Below are 20,105 nucleotides of genomic sequence, written 5' to 3' on the forward strand. Positions count from 1 at the left end.
TTAGACCATATTCTTCTCGGACTATCCTTTCGTTCCGCCTGCCGTCAACCCTGATACAAAGTTCTTTTGCAGCATGATAAAGATGACGGCTACCGGAATGCTGATCAAAATGGCGCCGGCGGCAAACGTCGTATAGCTGGCTCCCATGACTTCATTGACTAAATTGTATAAACCGATCGGCAATGTATACGACTCCGTCGTCCGCAATATGGTCGAAGACAAAACGAAATCCCCGAGCGGTCCGGTGAATCCGTTCATGGCGACGACCGCGATCATCGGTTTGGATAGCGGCATAATAATCTGCAGAAAAATCCTTGTATTGCTAGCGCCGTCAATCTTAGCGCTCTCATCCAAATCGATGGGAATGGAATCCATATACCCCTTCATCAAATACGTGTTCATCGGTATAAGCCCGCCGATGTACAGCAAAATCAGCAGCCAATGGCTGTTCATCATTCCGAGCATCTGCGCTAAAACGAAGAGCGCAACCAAAGCCGAAAATTGAGGAATCATTTGCAGCAGCATGAATAAAACTAAAGCGTTTTTTCTACCTTTAAAACGAAACCGTGAAAAAGCATAAGCTGTAAAAGAAACACTGATGATTGATCCGATCATCGTAAAGATGCTGATTTTAAGCGAGTTTATATACCATTGCCCGTATTGAAGGCTCTCTTTTCCTGCAAATAATTCTCTATAGTGATCCAATGTCGGATTTGCCGGAATGATAGAAGTACTGACCAAACTGTTGCCGGGATTAAAGCTGGCTCCCACCGTCCAAAGCAGAGGATATATGATAACGGCTGTCATAAAAACCAACAGAGAATAGGTCAGAAGGAGCCGAAAGAATCTTCTTTTCTTCATATGTTAAGCCCCCTCTTTGAAAGAATTTGTCCGTCTGAACTGCCACAGCGCGATCGAGATGACAAAGACCGACAGCAGGATCGTCAATGCGGCGGCTAAAGAGTACTGGCTCGACTGCATCGTCAATTTGTAAATCCAGGACACCAGAATGTCGGTTCCTCCCGCTGTTGACCCGGGAACAGCCGGACCGCCTCCATTGAATAGATAGATAATGTTGAAGTTATTAAAGTTAAAAGTGAATTGCGTGATGATAATCGGCGCCATTGCGATTAAAATCAGCGGCATTGTGATATGCCTGAATTTCGAAAACGCGGACGCGCCGTCAATTGTCGCCGCTTCATACAGGTCGTCCGGAATCGACTGCAGAACACCGGTCGTCACAATAAACACATAAGGAAAACCGAGCCACCCCTGCATGAGGATAAGCGCCAGCTTCGTCCAATTGGCATTCGTCATCCAAGGAATCGGATCGATGCCGAATGCGGCGAGGATTTGATGATTGAATGCACCGAAGCTGTCATTAAAGAGGCCGGCAAACACAAGAATGGTAACAAAGCCGGGCACGGCCCAAGGCAAAACCAGAATCGTCCGGAAAAATTTCTTGAAGCGGACTTCCTTCTGATTGACGACAACCGCCAACAAAATTCCCAACCCGACTTGGAGCGTGGAAGCGACAAGCGTCCAGACAATGGTCCAAGCTAAAACATCCAAAAAGGTCGACCGCCAAATATCAACGGTGAAAATTTCAGAAAACGTTTTAAGCCCTACCCAATCGACAAGGTGGGCAGGCGGAGAATGGTAGAGGTTATAATTTGTAAAAGCTAATGCAAAGCTGAACAAAATCGGAAAAACAACGGCGAAAATCAAAATGAACAGTGATGGTCCGCTGATGAGATACGGATATCCCTGAGCCATTAAATTATGATATTGTTCCTTGAGTGAACTGAGCTCCTTTTGTTCATCGCGCCGCTTTCCGTTTTGGTAGGCATCCCGCAAATTGGCGTAATAGACAGCCAGCCCAAAACCGGTGACAATCACGGCGATGATGCCTTCTGCCAATAGAAAAATCGAGTTATCGCGCGGCACTTCGGTTCCAAGCGTAAACAGGCCCCACAGCCCCATATTCAGCAAATCGCCAAAAACCGCAAAGAACGAGACGCCTAAAAGAAGGAATAACAGACCCTTTATCCATTGTTTATTGTAGAATTGGCCCAAACCGGGAATGATTGATAATAGTAAAGCTTTTTTGCGATGCTGCACCTTCTCTTTCACCTCTTTATATGGACGTCCTGATCATAAATGGCGCCAAACTTAAGACAAGTTTGACACCAATGCTGCGGCTTATTTGCTGCCGCTGTGCTTCGCTTTGATCTGTCCTTGTATCGTTTCCGCGGCTTGATCAAGCGCTTTTTTCGGTTCCGCTTTTCCGGTTGCGATCGTTTGCAGAGCCGCATCCGCCGGCGTCCATACTTCATTCATCTCAGGAATATTCGGCGTCAACTCTGAGTACTGAGATTGCTCGGCAACAGCTTGAGCCGCTTCGCTTTTTGTGACGGCAGGATCATCCGCCAGTTCTTTGACAGCGGGAACTTCTTTTGTGATCTCATATCTCTTCTTTGAGTTTTCTTTATTGGCGAGAAAGACGGCTAATTCTTCCGCTAGATCGGCATTCTTCGAATAAGCGCTTACATTGTAGCTCTTCACGCCGACAAAAGAACTCATATGTTTGCCGTTGGACAGCTTAGGCAGCTTGGCAACCCCGTAGTCGATGCCCGCTTTTTTGAACGGTTCCAGATTCCACGGACCAGAAATGATCGCTGCTGCTTTTCCTTCCGTAAACAGCGATTCCAGCACATTGATGCCTTGCTCCCCAATAATTCCGGCAGGGAACAGCCCTTCTTGATAAAACTTCTGAATGTACTCGGCTCCTTCAACTGCACCTTTGTTATTCAAGCCGAGATCAGCCGGATCATAAGTGCCGTCTGCATGGCTCTTAAAAATGTAGCCGCCGTATCCTCCCATGACGCTCTGTGCATAATAAATCTGGTCAAACAGCGCCAGGAAGCCGAATTTTTTGCCGTCAGCCGTTTTTTTCGAATACTCATACCATTCATCCAGCGTTTTCGGCAGTTCTTTTTCAGAAATCAAATCTTTATTATAGTAGAGCATCGTCGTTTCGACCGCTTTCGGCAGGCCGTAGACCTTACCGTTTGTCACCTGGGATCTCATTGCCGGTTCCGTATAGATCGATTGGATCTCTTTGTCCACCTTTAATTCCTTGATCAAACCTTCCGTTACCGCTGTTCCGATTTGATCTCCAGGCATCGTTAACACATCAGGCCCCGTTCCTGCCGGTCCATCCATCCGCAAATCTTCGATCTGCTTTGCGTAAGGCTTTTCCACGACTTTGACAGATACGCCGTGCTCTTTTTCAAACTGGGCAACGGCATCTTTAATGCCTTCGCTTTTTTCTTTATCTTCCCAGACCACGAGTTCCTTTTGCTTCGAGCCTGATGCTTCATTGCTGCTCTCTTTAGGTCCGCAGGCAGTTAAAGACAAACTGAGAGCAATCACACTGCTGATTCCAACATATTTTTTCATATTCATCATTTGTCTCATTCCTTTTATTGGATTGAAAGCGTTTCACAAAAACAATATAGCATGTCTAAGAAAAAGTGTAAACAATTATTTTACTGACTATAGTAAAATATTTTACGAAAAAGGCGCGGCTTATGAACAGCCCGCGCCTTTTTTTAATTGGTGCTTTTCCTGACCACCAGTTCTGCACCGATATATAGCGTTTTTACAGCTTTTCTCTTTTCAAGTATTTGTTCAAGAAGCAATTCAATGGCGTTTTTGCAAAGTTCTTTAATATCGATATGGAATGTCGTCAGCGGCGGAGATACGTATTTCGCCACACTGATGTTGTTGATGCTGATGACGCTCACCCTGCCCGGGATGGCGACCCCTTTTTCATTTAAAGCCTGAAGGCAGCCTACGGCGATCGGATCCGCCGCTGTAAAGAAGGCCGTCGGCAGCTTTTCGCCCAATGTTTCAACCGCTTTATCCATCAGATGGTAGCCGTTTTCCACCGAAAATCCCCTGCGGCAAAAAATAAAGCCTTCCTCCAAGAGCCCTTTTTCCCTCATATAATCGCGAAACGTTCGTTCCCTTACATCCATTTCGTCTTCATCGGTATTGGGATTGTGGTACGTGCCTCCGATAAAGCCGATCTTTTCATGCCCTTTTTCGATAAGAAAGTCCACCGTTTTCCTCGTCATCTGCTTTAAGTCCGGCCTGACTGAATCAAAATGATTCGGATCCGGCGTCGAATCGATAAATACTCCGTGAGGCGTCATCTGCCTTAACCGGGTTAATTCATCATCTGAAAATGATCCGACCGCAATGAATCCTTCAATGTTTTCGGGGATGGCGTCAATACCCCCCGAAATTTTATACGTCGTCAGTTCAACGTTGAATTGCTTTGCGAGCTTCTCGATTTCCAGCCTCATCGTTTTAAAATACACGTCTTCGAGTTCCTCTTTATCCGTCAGCCAGTACAGAAACGCGATGTTTTTTACCAGTGTTCTGATCGTTTTTTTGCGGTAGTTCAGGCTTTCCGCCACTTCAAATATTTTCTCCCGCGTCTCATCGGGTACGGACAGGCTTTCGTCGTTATTTAATACGCGGGAAACCGTCGAGATGGAATACCCCGCCTTTTCTGCAACATCTTTTATCGTCGCCACGATTGCAAAACCTCCATGAACATCTTTCATATTTTTTAGTAAAATATTTTACTAATTTAACGTTGATTTTTGTAAAAGTCAAGTGCTGATTGCCCTATCCCCGCCAATAAGGATTTTACATGAAAACGTTTCATTTGAAAAAACACTTTTTATTGCACCAATTGAAAACCCGTAGTAAACTGGGGTTAAACTTAATTAAATTAATTTATTAAGTCTGCACGTCAAACGAATGGGAGGATATATGAATACTGCAGCCGCTTTATCAAACGACTTTCGCTCTATTTTTAAGACAGAACAGACACCGCGAACCTTTTTTGCTCCGGGAAGAATCAACTTAATCGGCGAACACACGGATTATAATGGAGGGCATGTTTTCCCCGCTTCGATTTCATTTGGCACCTATGCCCTTGGCGTGAAACGAGATGATCAAATGATCCGTTTCTATTCAAAGAACTTCCCTGACAAAGGCATAATTGAATGCAGCTTGAGCGATTTAGCCTTTGACCGGTCTGACGGCTGGGCCAACTATCCGAAAGGAATGTTCCTTTTGATGAAAGCGGCAGGCCACCAAATCGTTCACGGCGCCGATATTTTGTATTACGGAAATATTCCGCACGGGGCGGGCCTCTCTTCTTCCGCATCGATTGAACTTGCGACAGGCGTTCTTTTAAAAGGGCTTTATGGTTTGCAGACAGACACGATCTCCATGGTTAAGCTCGGACAAAAAGTCGAAAACGAATACATCGGCGTAGGCAGCGGCATTATGGACCAATTTGCGATCGGCATGGGGAAAAAGGATCACGCGATTTTGTTAGACTGCCAAACACTTCATTACACATACGCTCCCTTCGTATTGAAGGAACACGATGTGATCATCATCAATACAAACAAACAGCGGACGCTGGCCGGATCTAAATATAATGAAAGGCGTGCCCAATGCGAAGAGGCGCTCCGCGATCTGCAGCAGGAGTTACCGATTGCAAGCCTGGGCGAAATGACGGCGGAAGCATTTGAAGCTCATCAGCACCTCATCCGAGATGAAATTAATCGAAAACGCGCCAAGCATGCGGTGTACGAAAATGCCCGGACGCTGAAAGCGCTGGAAAAACTTCGCGGGGACGACCTCGCCGGGTTCGGCAAGCTGATGAATGAATCTCATATGTCTTTAAGGGATGATTATGAAGTGACAGGGCTGGAGCTTGATACCATTGTCCAGGCGGCTTGGGAACAAGACGGCGTCCTGGGTGCACGCATGACCGGCGCCGGGTTCGGCGGCTGTGCGATTGCGATTGTAGAAAAAGACCGGACAGACAGCTTTAAAGAACGCGTGAATGCCGTCTACCGCGAAACGGTTGGCTATGATGCCGCATTTTATACTGCGGCGATAGGCGACGGCGCCAAAGAAATATAGAAAGGGGAATGGATATGAGTGTGTTGGTTTTGGGCGGTGCCGGCTATATCGGTTCACACGCCGTGTATCAATTATTGGACAGGGGCGAAACCGTCGTTGTCGTTGACAACCTTGAGACCGGCCAAAGACAGGCCGTACATCCTGCGGCAGTCTTTTATGAAGGGGATGTGCGCGATCGCGACTTCCTCCGCACTGTTTTCGAAAAGGAACGTATTGAAGAAGTGATCCACTTCGCCGCCAGTTCACTTGTCGGCGAATCAATGAAAGATCCGCTTAAATACTACGACAACAATGTATCCGGGACACAGGTTTTGCTTCAGACGATGCTTGAGCACGATGTGAAAAAAATCGTATTCTCCTCGACGGCGGCCGTCTACGGAGAGCCTGAATCGGTGCCGATCACAGAAGACATGCCGACGAGGCCGACAAGCACCTACGGGGAAACGAAACTGATCATGGAGAAGCTCATGAAGCGGACTGAAGAAGCCCATGGAGTCAGCTTTGTGTCTCTCAGGTACTTTAATGTCGCAGGAGCAAGGGAAACGGGAGAGATCGGAGAAGACCATCATCCGGAAACACACCTGGTCCCCATCATCCTGCAAACCGCTCTCGGACAAAGACCGCATATTACGATTTTTGGGGATGACTATGATACGCCCGACGGCACGTGCATCCGCGACTATGTTCATGTCGAAGACCTGATTGACGCTCATCTGTCGGCTTTGGACTATTTAAGAGAAGGCGGCAAAAGCGATATATTCAACCTCGGCAGCAGCGAAGGATTTTCGGTGAAAGAAATGATTGATGCGGCGAGAAAGGTCACCGGCAAAGACATTCCCGCCGAGATCGGCAAGCGCAGAGCCGGCGACCCGAGCATCCTGATTGCCGGCTCTGACAAAGCAAAGCAGGTCCTAGGCTGGAGGCCTTCGCGCACTTCTGTAGCAAAGATCATTGAAGACGCCTGGAAGTGGCATTCATCACATCCAAACGGGTACAGGAAGGAAGTGTCAACATGATTGAACAAGACATAGCCGGACTCATTCAAAAAGCGCTTGAAACAGGGTTAATCGAACCGGATGACGTGAACTACGCACGCAACCAAGTGATAAACCTGCTGGGTCTGGACTCGTTTCCCGAAGAAGCCCCTGCGGCTTCCGGCGACTCCATCCCCGACCTTTTGGAAAGACTCGCCGCTTATGCAATTGAACACGGCGTCATAACCGACGACGCAGACGCGAAAGACATGCTGGCGGCAAATGTGATGAATTGCTTTGTTGCAAGACCTTCTGTCATCAATGCCGTGTTTCAGCAAAAATACGAGCAATCGCCGCTGGAGGCGACCGCCTATTTTTATCAGCTCAGCAAAAACAGCAACTATATCCAGACAAAACGAATTGAAAGAAATATTTCGTATCAGGCAGATACACCTTACGGCACAATGGATATTACGATCAATTTGTCAAAGCCGGAAAAAGACCCTGAGCAAATCAAACGGGAGCGCGCCGCTGCAAAACGAGCACGCAGCTATCCGACGTGCCTGCTGTGCAAAGAAAACGAAGGGTATGCAGGACGAATCGGGTATCCCGCCCGGGCGAACCACAGGATTATTAAAGTCCCGCTCGCCGGAGAAAACTGGTATTTTCAATATTCTCCATATGCTTACTATAACGAGCACAGCATTTTATTTTCTGAGCAGCATCGGCCGATGAAAATTGATAAGCTTGCCTTTCACAGGCTGCTTGTTTTTACAGAGCTGTTTCCGCATTATTTTATCGGATCGAATGCCGATTTGCCGATCGTCGGCGGGTCTATTTTAAGCCATGACCATTATCAAGCCGGACGATATGAGTTTGCGATGACGCGCGCAGAAGACGCGTTCTCCTTTCAAATCAAACAGCATCCGGACATCGAAGCCTCTGTTTTAAAATGGCCGATGTCTGTCATCCGCTTGAAAGGAACGGCGATCAACAGCCTTGTCGATGCGGCGGATCATATTTTTCAGACTTGGAAAAACTACTCGGATCAACAAGCGGATATTACGGCTTTTACTGATGAAACGCCTCATAACACGATTACGCCTATTGCAAGAAACATGAGCGGTGTTTTTGAAATCGACCTTGTGCTCAGAAACAACCGGACATCTGCCGAGCATCCATACGGCATATTCCACCCGCATGCTGACGTTCACCATATTAAGAAAGAAAATATCGGCTTAATCGAAGTGATGGGCCTGGCCGTTCTTCCTCCCCGCTTAAAGACCGAACTGGCAGGTGTCCAAGAATTCCTGCTCGGTCAGTCAGATGCCGTTGAAGCGCATCACCGGGAATGGGCCGAACAGCTCAAAACCGAATACGGAGAGCCGTCCGGGCCGAAGCATGCTGAATCAATTGTACGAAAAGAACTTGGCCGGAAATTTGTTAAAGCCCTTGAGGATGCCGGGGTATTCAAAAACCGCGAAGCTTTCATGCGCTTCATCCACACGGTCAATCGTCAGGGGTAAGGCTTCACCGGTGTTAAAACAGGCGAAAAAAAGGCTTATTTTAACACCGGATCAAACAGCTCCGCCAACAGCAATGAAACGGCTCCGTAAAGCGTCGCTTCATCGCCGAGCTTCGTTATCGTTACCTCTGTCTGCCTCGCTTCGGCTGTTAAGGCTTTCTGCTGTATCGTTTCTCGTATCGTCGGCAATATGAACCTCCCGCCTTTCATCACTCCGCCGCCCAGCACGATTTTGCCCGGATTGACAAGATGAATGAAGTTGGTCAGCCCGATTCCGATCATCACACCGGTTTCCCGAAAGAGTTCGATACACGTTTGGCAGCCGTTCTCGGCCATTTCAAACAAATCTTTGGCTGTCAGGCTATCCGGACTTTCTTTTAACCGTTTGTTTCCCCGCTTGGCAATCGCTTTACCGCTCACAATCGTCTGCAGGCAGCCCCGGTTGCCGCACTCGCACTTTTCTCCATTAATATCAATGATCATATGGCCCAGTTCCCCTGCGATTCCTTCCGCTCCATGGTACAGTTTTCCGTTGATGACAATCCCCGCACCGACACCGTGGCCGACGTTTACGGCCGCCATACTGCCTGCATCATCGCGGCCGCCGAACCACGATTCGCCAAGCGCCATCGCCCTGGCATCGTTTTCAACTCTGACCGTTAAGTTGAATTCTTGTTCCAGCACATCTTTAATGGGAATATTGGTTAGGTTTAAAATCGGGGCGATGCGTGACATTCCCGTTTCAGCATCGACGACCCCGTGCATTGCGATGCCGATCCCGATGATCTTTTCCTGATTGACATCGGCCCGTCCCAAAATCGCATAAACATTTTCTTTTAAAACATCAATGAACGTCTCGTTTGTCAGCGGTTTTTTCAGCAGGCTGGATGTCCGCTGCAGTATCCCTCCGGCTAAATCGGTTAAGATGCACTCCACCGTCTCAGGCCCGGCATCAATGCCAATGACATAATAGGCACCTGTGTTGATGTGCAGCATTGTCGGCTTCCTTCCGCCGCTCGAATGGCCGAGCGTGCTTTCTTTCACGAGCCCTTGTTCGATCAACTCTTTGACAATGCTTGAGACCGTGGGAGGGGTAATCTTTGTTTCCTTGGCGATCTCGGCTCTCGAAATCGGCTCTGAAGTTCTGATTTTATTAAGAATGATCGATTTGTTCACCGATTTCATTAATTGAAATGTACCGCGTTGCATGTGAAATCCTCCATTTACACCATATCGTAGGTTTTATTGTACCACGGTTAATTAATTAAATTAACAAACGAAAACAAGAAGGCTTGCGTTCAAAAATATAATCAGTTATACTGACTATATTGTTTGGTGATTATTTTAGGTGGTGATGATTTTTGAAACAGTTAAGTCAATTTTACGGATTTTTGCTAGGAAAGGTTCTTCAGCAAATGGAGGATCAATTTGCTGATGTTCTCGCTCCGTATAGCTTGAATGCCAGGCAATTCGGAGTACTTGTATTTATTGAAGAAAACCCTTTTTCTTCTCAAAAACTGATTTCTGAACAACTGCAGATCGACCGTACGACAATGGTGAGCCATGTTGACCATTTAGAAGCTTCAGGCTTTGTGGAAAGGACAAAAAACGCAAGTGATCGCAGGGCATACAGCCTAATCCTTACTGAAAAAGGCAGCGATGTACTGTCATCATGCAAACAGGTTTTAGTACAGACAGAATATGAGGTTTTATCCCCTCTGACTGACAATGAAAAAAAATTATTTAAAGATTTGCTTTTAAAAGTATGGAAAAAGTATAAAAACTAGGAGGCATACCCTATGAATTCACTCGATTTTTTTAATGCACGTTTAGAAGCCACCATTAGCCCAATGGATTATTTTAAATCTTCAAAGAATCACCCTGAAAAATATTTTTTAATAGATGTAAGAAACGGGCCAAGCGAAGTCAGGAGTTTGACGATAAAAGGTGCTCAAGCGATACCTGAACACGATCTCCCTCATCGATTAGAAGATATTCCAAAAGATAAAGAAATCATTGTGTACTGCTGGGATGTCTGGTGCAATACGGCAGCTAAAGCAGCTAAATTTTTATTAGAAAAAGGCTATCAAGTGAAAGAGCTGACCGGAGGGATCGCGGCATGGAGAGAAATGAATTTTCCTGTGTCAGCATGCACCGAAGGGAATACTGACAAGGATGATTGCGGATGCTGAATGGAATGAAAAGAAGGTATTGGATCGGCGTAGCTTCGCGCGATCACGTCTTGAAAGGTGTATCCGGAGGCTTCGCCCAACTTTGCCACGGAAAAGAGGCGCCTTTAAAAAGAATGAATCCCGATGATTGGATCATTTATTACTCGCCAAAACAAAATCTCAAAGATGATGCGCCCTATCAAAAGTTTACAGCTGTAGGGGAAGTGAGTGATAACAGAGTTTACAAGGTTCATGCGGGAGAAGGATTCTCACCTTACAGAAGGAAGATCAACTTTTTAAAATGCCGGGAAACGCCGATCCACCCATTCATTCCCAACCTCTCTTTCATCAAAAACAAACGGCACTGGGGTTATTCCTTTCGATTTGGGCACATAGAAATTAGCGAACATGACTTCAAACTCATCGTTAAACAAATGGTCAAAATATAAAGGGCAGCTGCTCCCTTTATATTTTTTTGCTTTAGTGGAGTATTTCGAGGGCATTGGCAAAACAAATCGTTTTATAAATGGAAAAAATTTTTCGGAAAATTTGAAATGAAAGTGTTTGCATAATCAAAATAATCGCGTTATCATACTTGTATACAAGTATACTCGTATAACTAGGAAGGTGAGTGTATGAGCCAATCTAAAAATCTTTTATATCCGGAGAAGTGGCTTTCAAGAGCTTCAACAGGTGTTCGCGTCGCATGCGAGCTGAGAATGCGCATTATTTCCGGCTTGATTGAAAGCGGTACCATTTTATCTGAAAATAAATTGGCTGCGGAATTCTCGGTGAGCCGGTCTCCCATCCGCGAGGCTTTAAAAATACTGGCATCGGAAAAAATCATCCGTTTGGAACGGATGGGCGCCGTTGTCATCGGTTTAACCGAAAAAGAAATTGGAGAAATTTATGATGTGCGTCTGGTGATGGAAACATTCGTATTCGAACGGCTTGGACGGGCCAATGTCGACGAACTGGTAACAGACCTCAGCAAAATATTGGAGATGATGAAAGTCTCCATCAAATACAAAGATGCCGACGAGTTCTCATTTCAAGACGTCTTATTTCACGAAACGATTGTCCGCTCCATCAATCATTCTTACATTTTGATGATATGGAACAATCTCAAACCTGTGATGGAAAGCTTTATTCTTTTATCCATGCGGGCCCGCTTAAAAGAAAAATACGAAGACTTTGAACGAATTCTCGATAACCATGAACTTTATATCAAAGCGATCAAAACGAAAGACAGGGATCTGATGCTTAAATCCCTCCATCAAAATTTCGATGACGTGCAAGGTAAAGTTGAAGATCTGTGGCTGTCGCAACAAATGCTGGCGAAAGGGGCCGAACAAGAAAATGACTAGTTATATGTTAGGCATAGATATCGGTACGACAAGCACGAAAGCGGTTTTATTCAGTGAAAAAGGGGACGTGATCCAAAAGGAAAGCATCGGCTACGCGCTTTACACCCCGGACATCTCGACCGCTGAGCAAAACCCGGATGAGATTTTTCAGGCCGTCATCCAGTCAACGGCGAAAATCATGCAGCAGCATCCTGACAAACAGCCGTCATTCATTTCATTCAGCAGCGCGATGCACAGCGTGATTGCGATGGACGAAAACGACAAGCCGCTCACCTCCTGCATCACTTGGGCAGACAACAGAAGCGAAGGCTGGGCTCATAAAATCAAAGAAGAAATGAACGGGCACAATGTCTATAAACGGACGGGAACGCCGATTCATCCGATGGCGCCGCTAAGCAAAATCACATGGATTGTAAACGAGCATCCTGAAATCGCTGTCAAAGCAAAAAAATATATCGGAATCAAAGAATATATTTTTAAAAAGTTATTTGATCAATATGTCGTCGATTACTCCTTAGCTTCGGCGATGGGAATGATGAATCTCAAAACATTGGCCTGGGACGAAGAAGCACTGGCCATTGCAGGCATCACACCTGACCACCTATCAAAGCTCGTTCCGACAACAGCCATTTTCCATCACTGCAATCCGGAACTGGCGGCGATGATGGGAATTGATCCGCAAACGCCATTTGTCATCGGTGCCAGCGACGGCGTGCTTTCCAACCTCGGCGTCAACGCGATTAAAAAAGGCGAAATCGCCGTCACTATTGGGACAAGCGGTGCGATTCGCACGATTATCGATAAACCACAAACCGATGAAAAAGGCAGAATCTTTTGCTATGCCTTAACTGAGAATCATTGGGTCATCGGCGGGCCAGTCAACAACGGCGGGATCGTCCTTCGCTGGATTAGAGATGAATTTGCATCATCAGAAATCGAAACGGCAAAACGTCTCGGCATTGATCCGTACGATGTCTTGACCAAAATTGCCGAACGCGTCAGGCCGGGTGCCGACGGACTGCTGTTCCATCCATACCTCGCAGGCGAACGGGCGCCGCTCTGGAATCCGGATGTGCGCGGTTCATTCTTCGGCCTCACCATGTCGCATAAAAAAGAACACATGATTCGCGCGGCATTGGAAGGGGTTATTTACAATCTGTACACCGTCTTCCTGGCGTTGACAGAATGCATGGACGGTCCAGTTGCCCGAATTCAGGCGACCGGAGGTTTCGCAAGGTCTGACGTATGGAGGCAAATGATGGCCGATATTTTCGAATCGGAAGTCGTCGTGCCGGAAAGCTATGAAAGCTCTTGTCTCGGAGCCTGCATTTTGGGGCTGTACGCGACAGGGAAAATCGATTCATTCGATGTCGTCTCCGACATGATCGGAAGCACGCACAGACACGCGCCGAAAGAAGAATCGGCCAAAGAATACAGAAAATTAATGCCGCTTTTTATCAACTTATCTCGAGCACTTGAAAACGAATATACACAAATTGCAAATTATCAAAGAAGCTTATCCAGCAAAAAATAGGGGAGAATTGGAGGCGTTATCATGCCATTACTGATCGTAGCAATCGGGATTGTCGCATTATTGCTTTTGATTATGGGGTTAAAACTGAATACGTTTGTTTCCTTGATTATCGTATCGTTCGGGGTTGCATTGGCGCTTGGAATGCCGCTTGACGACATCGTCAAAACGATTGAAGAAGGCCTTGGCGGAACGCTCGGCCATATCGCATTGATCTTCGGGCTCGGCGCCATGCTGGGCAGGCTGATCGCGGATTCAGGGGGCGCTCAGCGCATTGCGATGACCCTCGTCAACAAATTCGGAGAGAAAAACATCCAATGGGCGGTCGTCATCGCCTCCTTTATCATCGGGGTTGCATTATTCTTCGAAGTCGGATTGGTATTATTGATTCCAATTGTATTCGCCATTTCAAGAGAATTGAAGATATCTATTTTATACCTTGGAATTCCAATGACGGCGGCCTTATCCGTCACACACGGCTTCCTGCCCCCGCATCCGGGACCGACGGCTATCGCGGGAGAGCTCGGCGCCAATATCGGGGAAGTGCTGCTCTACGGTATCATTGTTGCAATTCCAACCGTTCTTTTAGCCGGACCTTTATTTACGAAACTGGCGAAAAAAATCGTCCCGCAATCATTTGAGAAAATGGGCAGCATCGCTTCACTCGGTGAGCAGAAAACGTTCAAGCTTGAAGAGACGCCCGGCTTCGGCATCAGCGTCTTCACAGCTATGCTTCCGGTCATTATCATGTCTATTTCGACTGTTATTACGCTTATTCAAGAAACGATGGGCCTTGCAGACAACAGCCTGCTGGCAGCGGTTCGTTTAATCGGGAATGCCTCGACTTCGATGGTCATCTCCCTGTTGGTCGCGATCTATACGATGGGGATCGCCAGAAAGATCCCGATCAAACAAGTGATGGATTCCTGTTCAACCGCCATTACACAAATCGGAATGATGCTCTTGATCATCGGGGGCGGCGGCGCCTTCAAACAAGTCTTGATCAATGGCGGAGTAGGCGACTATGTAGCTGAATTATTCAAAGGAACAGCCATGTCGCCGATCTTGCTCGCCTGGGTCATCGCCGCAATTCTGCGCATCTCCTTAGGATCCGCGACAGTTGCTGCATTAAGCACAACCGGACTCGTTCTTCCGATGCTCGGACAAAGCGATGTCAATCTTGCGCTGGTTGTGCTTGCAACAGGGGCCGGAAGTGTAATCGCTTCCCATGTCAATGACGCAGGCTTCTGGATGTTCAAAGAGTATTTCGGACTAAGCATGAAAGAAACATTTGCCACCTGGACACTGCTTGAAACCATTATCGCGGTGGCCGGATTAGGATTTACTTTATTGTTAAGCCTATTTGTATAAAAAAGTCTTAAATGAAGGAGCAGGTATTACATGCGCAATACAATCGGTGTCATAGGTCTGGGAGTCATGGGGAGCAATATCGCCCTGAACATGGCAAACAAAGGCGAACAAGTCGCCGTCTATAACTACACAAGGGATTTAACCGATCAACTCGTCCAAAAAACGGGAGGCCAAACAGTCAAGCCGTACTATGAACTTGAAGATTTCGTACAGTCTTTAGAAAAACCGAGAAAAATCTTTCTTATGGTCACAGCAGGCAAACCGGTTGATTCTGTTATCGACTCGCTCGTTCCTCTGCTTGAAGAAGGGGATGTCATCATGGACGGCGGCAACTCCCACTACGAAGATACGGAACGAAGATATGACAGTTTGAAAGCGAAAGGTATCGGCTACTTGGGAATCGGCATTTCCGGCGGCGAAGTCGGCGCTTTAAAAGGCCCATCCATTATGCCCGGCGGAGATCGGGACGTCTACGAAAAAGCAGCTCCGATTCTCACAAAAATCGCCGCCCAAGTAGAAGGATATCCATGCTGTGTCTACATCGGTCCAAAAGGCGCGGGGCATTTTGTCAAAATGGTGCACAACGGCATCGAATACGCAGACATGCAGCTTATCGCTGAAGCGTATACATTTTTAAGAGAAAAGCTTCTTTTGCCGATAGATGAAATCGCTGACATTTTCGACACGTGGAATCAAGGAGAGCTGAAAAGCTATTTAATCGAAATCACGGCAGAGATCCTGAGGAAAAAGGATGAGCGAACGGGCGCTCCGCTCATCGACGTCATCCTCGACAAAACCGGCCAAAAAGGCACGGGCAAATGGACGAGCCTGCAGGCCATCGACAACGGCATTCCATCATCGATTATCACGGAATCCCTGTTTGCCCGTTACCTGTCATCATTAAAAGACGAACGGACAGCTGCCGAAAACGTATTGGCCGGCCCTGAAACAGAAGAACGGCCCCTGGATCAGAACGTGTGGATCGACCGCGTCAGACAGGCGTTATACATGGGGAAAGTCTGCGCCTATGCCCAAGGCTTCGCTCAATATAAAATGACGTCTGACCTGAACGGATGGAACCTGCCGTTAAAGGACATCGCCCTCATCTTCCGCGGCGGCTGCATCATCCGCGCACAATTTTTAAATCTCATCAGCGAAGCTTTCGACAAACAGCCGGACCTGTCCAACCTGCTGGTCGCACCTGACTTCGCTGAAAAACTAAAAGAATACCAGTCCGGCTTGCGAAAGGTCGTCTGCGAAGGCATCAGCTCAGGCATCTCATTCCCGTGCCTGAGCACCGCCCTCTCCTATTACGACGGCTACCGGACGGGCCGCTCAAACGCAAACCTGCTGCAGGCGCAGCGCGATTATTTCGGCGCTCACACGTATGAGCGGACGGATATGGAAGGCGTGTTTCATACGGACTGGTATTAAAAGCTGCACCCCAGACCTCGGGGTGCATTCTTATTTTACTCAAGAATGAATTTCATACTTTGTTCAACATTTCACAAACTCATACTTCAAATTCGTGATATGATAAATTCAGCCACAGAAAAGGAGGACTGATACCAAAATAAACCAGATATCCGCTTCAGGGATAAAATTTTTTAACTCCACTTGTGAAATGTTTCACAAACAATGTCCGCATCATTCATCCCTGAACATCCTGTTGTAATCAAATTCCTATTCATTCACTGGAGGGTTTACAATGGCAATCGAAGAAAAGGAAATGAAACAAAAGCAAAATGCCTCAACCATGGTTGATCAGCTAGTCGAAAAAGGCCTAAAGGCATTGGAAGAATTCCGCAGCTTTGATCAGAAGCAGATTGATGAGATCGTCAAACAGATGGCGCTTGCCGGCCTTGATCAGCACATGCCTCTCGCCAAACTTGCCGTCGAAGAAACGAAGCGCGGCGTTTATGAAGATAAAATCATTAAAAACATGTTTGCCACAGAGTATGTCTACCATCATATCAAATACGATAAAACAGTGGGCATCATCAATGAAAACGAACACGACGGAGTCATTGAAATCGCGGAGCCTGTCGGTGTCATCGCCGGCGTGACGCCGGTGACCAACCCTACTTCCACTACAATGTTCAAGTCCCTGATAGCGATCAAAACAAGAAACCCTATCGTGTTTGCTTTCCATCCATCGGCCCAAAAATGCAGCCGCGAAGCGGCGAGAATCCTTCGGAACGCAGCCGTCAAAGCAGGAGCACCAGACAACTGTATCCAATGGATTGAAACGCCTTCGCTGAATGCAACTCAAGCCTTAATGACCCACCCGAACGTTTCCCTGATCCTCGCAACAGGGGGCGCCGGCATGGTGAAATCAGCGTACAGCTCCGGAAAACCGGCCCTTGGTGTCGGACCTGGAAACGTTCCGTGCTACATCGAGAAGTCTGCCAACCTGAAGCAAGCCGTCAATGATCTGATCTTATCCAAAACATTTGACAACGGCATGATTTGCGCATCAGAGCAGGCCGTCATCATAGACAAAGACATCTACTCAGACGTCAAAGTCGAAATGACAAGAAACAACTGCTATTTCTTAAATGAAACCGAAAAATCAAAGGTCGAGAAATTGGTCATCAATGAAAATACTTGCGCGGTAAACGCTGATATCGTCGGCATGCCGGCATTCAAAATCGCTGAAATGGCCGGTGTCAAAGTGCCTCAAGATACAAAAATCCTCATCGCCGAATTAGAAGGCGTAGGTCCGGATTACCCGCTTTCCAGGGAAAAACTGAGCCCTGTTTTAGCGTGCTACAAAGTCAGCGGAATTCAAGAGGGATTAAAACGCGCCGAAGACATGCTCGCGTTCGGTGGAACCGGCCACTCGGCGGTAATTCATACGAACGATCAAGAAGCCGTTAAAGAATTCGGATTACGGATGAAAGCCGGGCGGATCATCGTCAATGCACCGTCGTCACAAGGGGCGATCGGCGACATTTACAACGCCTATATGCCTTCTTTAACACTCGGATGCGGCACATATGGCGGAAACTCCGTCTCGTCAAACGTTGGAGCTGTTCATTTAATCAACACGAAAAAAGTGGCGAAAAGGAATGTCAATATGCAGTGGTTTAAAGTTCCTCCAAAAATCTATTTTGAAAAACACGCAACCCAATATTTAGCGAAAATGCCTGACATCTCAAAAGCGTTGATTGTGACTGATCCGGGGATGGTGAAACTCGGATATGTAGACCGCGTCCTACACTACTTAAGAAGGCGCCCGGATTACGTTCATTGTGAAATTTTTTCTGATGTCGAGCCTGATCCTTCAATCGAAACGGTGATGAACGGCGTCGACATGATGGCCAAATTCCAGCCGGATGTCATCATCGCCCTCGGCGGAGGTTCTGCAATGGATGCCGCAAAAGGAATGTGGTTGTTCTATGAGCACCCGGATGCTGAATTCTTTGGATTAAAGCAAAAATTCCTGGACATCCGCAAGCGCATTGTCAAATACCCGAAACTGGGCGAAAAAGCAAAATTCGTCGCGATCCCGACGACATCAGGCACAGGCTCTGAAGTCACTTCATTCTCTGTCATTACAGACAAAGAAACGAATACGAAGTATCCGCTGGCCGACTATGAATTAACGCCGGACGTCGCGATCATTGACCCGCAATTTGTCATGACCGTGCCGAAACATATTACGGCTGACACAGGAATGGACGTATTAACACACGCAATTGAATCATACGTATCGTGCATGGCTAACGACTATACAGACGGCTTGGCCATGAAGGCCATCCAGCTGATCTTCGAATACCTGCCTAGAGCATACAAAAACGGCAGCGACGAGCTGGCCCGCGAAAAAGTGCATAATGCATCAACGATTGCCGGAATGGCGTTTTCCAATGCCTTCCTTGGCATCAACCACAGCTTAGCCCATAAGCTTGGCGCGGAGTTTCACATCGCTCATGGACGGGCAAACGCCATCCTTCTGCCGCACGTGATCCGCTATAATGCAGAAAAGCCGAAAAAGTTCACGGCATTTCCTAAATACAGCCACTTCATAGCCGATCAGCGCTACGCGGAGATTGCCAGAACGCTCGGCCTGCCTGCAAAAACAACTGCAGAAGGCGTTGAAAGCCTGATCCAGGAGATTATCTCGCTCGCCAAAGAGCTTAAAATTCCGATGAGCATTAAACAAAACGGCGTGGATGCTGCCGCATTCGAAAGCAAAGTGGATCTCATGGCCGAACGCGCCTTTGAAGATCAGTGTACGACAGCCAATCCGAAGCTGCCGCTCGTTTCGGAGCTTGCTGAGATTTACCGTTCCGCATATAAAGGAGTTTAGCCAAAGAAGCCGTCATTCCGACGGCTTTTCGTTTTCAATTAGGACTCTTCATTCTCACTACTCTACCATTTGTGCCAATCATACTATATGAAAGTTACGAAACTCCAACTCTTTTCTTTAGCTGAAATACTTAACAAAAAATTAATGGGCTTTCCCCTTGACAAAAAATATTTATTACTTGATAATTTGTATATAATTATAATAATTACAGAGAAATAAAGTTTACAATTTTTATTTCTCTTAAACTACATTCAGGAGGACGATATTATGTCTCTAATCGGAAAAGAAGTACAACCATTCGCAGCGAAAGCTTACAAAAACGGTGAGTTTATCGATGTTACACACGAAGATCTAAAAGGCCAATGGAGCATTTTCTGCTTCTATCCAGCAGATTTCTCATTTGTTTGCCCGACTGAGCTTGAAGACCTTCAAAACGAATATGCTGCCCTAAAAGAACTTGGTGTCGAAGTATACTCTGTTTCTACAGACACTCACTTCGTACATAAAGGATGGCATGATAGCTCTGAGAAAATCGGCAAAATCACTTACGCGATGATCGGCGACCCGTCTCAAACGATCTCCCGCAACTTTGAAGTGCTGAACGAAGAAGAAGGTCTTGCTGACCGCGGAACATTCATCATCGATCCGGACGGTGTGATCCAAGCTGTTGAAATCAACGCAGGCGGTATCGGCCGTGATGCAAGCACCCTGATCAACAAAGTAAAAGCGGCTCAATACGTCCGCCAAAACCCAGGCGAAGTTTGCCCGGCTAAATGGGAAGAAGGTTCTGAAACACTGACACCAAGCCTTGACCTAGTAGGCAAAATCTAAGGAGT

Annotated in this window: 17 protein-coding genes; 12 read left to right on the plus strand and 5 right to left on the minus strand. The window is 46.9% G+C overall.

Annotated elements, in window-relative coordinates:
• Window positions 1–21 precede the first annotated feature (21 nt).
• The 4 genes from CP943_RS21965 to CP943_RS21980 all read right to left on the minus strand — a co-directional run bounded on the left by CP943_RS21965 (window position 22) and on the right by CP943_RS21980 (window position 4,607).
• Complete coding sequence (locus CP943_RS21965) at window positions 22–861, minus strand: galactooligosaccharide ABC transporter permease GanQ (protein WP_105981333.1); 840 nt, start codon at window positions 859–861, stop codon at window positions 22–24.
• A gap of 3 nt (window positions 862–864) precedes the next feature.
• Window positions 865–2,121: a galactooligosaccharide ABC transporter permease GanP gene (locus CP943_RS21970; protein ID WP_025810524.1), complete on the minus strand. Its 1,257-nt coding sequence runs from the start codon at window positions 2,119–2,121 to the stop codon at window positions 865–867.
• Window positions 2,122–2,202: 81 nt separating this feature from the next.
• Window positions 2,203–3,471: an arabinogalactan oligomer ABC transporter substrate-binding protein GanS gene (locus tag CP943_RS21975; RefSeq protein WP_035400404.1), complete on the minus strand. Its 1,269-nt coding sequence runs from the start codon at window positions 3,469–3,471 to the stop codon at window positions 2,203–2,205.
• Between the two features lie 143 nt (window positions 3,472–3,614).
• Window positions 3,615–4,607 (minus strand): galactan degradation operon transcriptional regulator GanR, encoded by a 993-nt coding sequence (locus CP943_RS21980; protein ID WP_020453577.1) that lies wholly within the window; start codon window positions 4,605–4,607, stop codon window positions 3,615–3,617.
• A gap of 241 nt (window positions 4,608–4,848) precedes the next feature.
• Between CP943_RS21980 and CP943_RS21985 the strand changes: the two genes are divergently transcribed.
• The 3 genes from CP943_RS21985 to galT are packed head-to-tail and all read left to right on the plus strand — an operon-like array spanning window position 4,849 to window position 8,518.
• The gene (locus CP943_RS21985; protein ID WP_026580393.1) at window positions 4,849–6,018 is read left to right on the plus strand and encodes a galactokinase; all 1,170 of its coding nucleotides are present in this window, start codon (window positions 4,849–4,851) and stop codon (window positions 6,016–6,018) included.
• Between the two features lie 14 nt (window positions 6,019–6,032).
• Window positions 6,033–7,034, plus strand: coding sequence for a UDP-glucose 4-epimerase GalE (galE, locus tag CP943_RS21990; protein ID WP_025810522.1), 1,002 nt, complete (start codon window positions 6,033–6,035; stop codon window positions 7,032–7,034).
• Complete coding sequence (gene galT, locus CP943_RS21995; protein ID WP_026580394.1) at window positions 7,031–8,518, plus strand: UDP-glucose--hexose-1-phosphate uridylyltransferase; 1,488 nt, start codon at window positions 7,031–7,033, stop codon at window positions 8,516–8,518. The genes galE and galT overlap by 4 nt, the downstream gene beginning before the upstream one ends.
• 35 nt (window positions 8,519–8,553) lie before the next feature.
• On the opposite strand, the gene CP943_RS22000 is transcribed toward galT, so the two are convergent.
• Entirely contained in the window at window positions 8,554–9,726 is a 1,173-nt protein-coding gene (locus tag CP943_RS22000; protein WP_026580395.1) for an ROK family transcriptional regulator, read from the minus strand.
• Between the two features lie 206 nt (window positions 9,727–9,932).
• On the opposite strand from CP943_RS22000, the gene CP943_RS22005 reads away from it, so the two are divergent.
• From CP943_RS22005 to ahpC, 9 genes are all read left to right on the plus strand, one after another.
• Window positions 9,933–10,304 carry a MarR family winged helix-turn-helix transcriptional regulator gene (locus CP943_RS22005; protein ID WP_228119609.1) on the plus strand — a complete coding sequence of 124 codons (372 nt, stop codon included), beginning with the start codon at window positions 9,933–9,935 and terminating at the stop codon, window positions 10,302–10,304.
• A gap of 12 nt (window positions 10,305–10,316) precedes the next feature.
• A complete protein-coding gene (locus CP943_RS22010; protein WP_025810520.1) occupies window positions 10,317–10,709 on the plus strand; it encodes a rhodanese-like domain-containing protein in 393 nt (130 codons plus the stop codon).
• The gene (locus CP943_RS22015; RefSeq protein ID WP_020453584.1) at window positions 10,703–11,137 is read left to right on the plus strand and encodes an EVE domain-containing protein; all 435 of its coding nucleotides are present in this window, start codon (window positions 10,703–10,705) and stop codon (window positions 11,135–11,137) included. The genes CP943_RS22010 and CP943_RS22015 overlap by 7 nt, the downstream gene beginning before the upstream one ends.
• Before the next feature lie 186 nt (window positions 11,138–11,323).
• On the plus strand, window positions 11,324–12,055 hold the full coding sequence (locus tag CP943_RS22020) for a GntR family transcriptional regulator (protein WP_020453585.1): 732 nt from the start codon (window positions 11,324–11,326) through the stop codon (window positions 12,053–12,055).
• The gene (gene gntK, locus CP943_RS22025) at window positions 12,048–13,589 is read left to right on the plus strand and encodes a gluconokinase (RefSeq protein ID WP_020453586.1); all 1,542 of its coding nucleotides are present in this window, start codon (window positions 12,048–12,050) and stop codon (window positions 13,587–13,589) included. Before CP943_RS22020 ends, gntK begins: the two co-directional genes overlap by 8 nt.
• Before the next feature lie 21 nt (window positions 13,590–13,610).
• Window positions 13,611–14,957 carry a GntP family permease gene (locus CP943_RS22030; RefSeq protein ID WP_023856844.1) on the plus strand — a complete coding sequence of 449 codons (1,347 nt, stop codon included), beginning with the start codon at window positions 13,611–13,613 and terminating at the stop codon, window positions 14,955–14,957.
• 30 nt (window positions 14,958–14,987) lie between these two features.
• Entirely contained in the window at window positions 14,988–16,391 is a 1,404-nt protein-coding gene (gnd, locus tag CP943_RS22035; protein ID WP_105981334.1) for a decarboxylating NADP(+)-dependent phosphogluconate dehydrogenase, read from the plus strand.
• 274 nt (window positions 16,392–16,665) lie between these two features.
• A complete protein-coding gene (gene adhE, locus CP943_RS22040; protein ID WP_105981335.1) occupies window positions 16,666–19,269 on the plus strand; it encodes a bifunctional acetaldehyde-CoA/alcohol dehydrogenase in 2,604 nt (867 codons plus the stop codon).
• Window positions 19,270–19,536: 267 nt separating this feature from the next.
• Window positions 19,537–20,100, plus strand: a complete 564-nt coding sequence (ahpC, locus tag CP943_RS22045) for an alkyl hydroperoxide reductase subunit C (protein ID WP_020453590.1) — start codon at window positions 19,537–19,539, stop codon at window positions 20,098–20,100.
• The last annotated feature ends 5 nt before the right edge of the window (window positions 20,101–20,105 follow it).

The organism is Bacillus paralicheniformis (assembly GCF_002993925.1).
GTDB classification, from domain to species: Bacteria; Bacillota; Bacilli; order Bacillales; family Bacillaceae; genus Bacillus; species Bacillus paralicheniformis.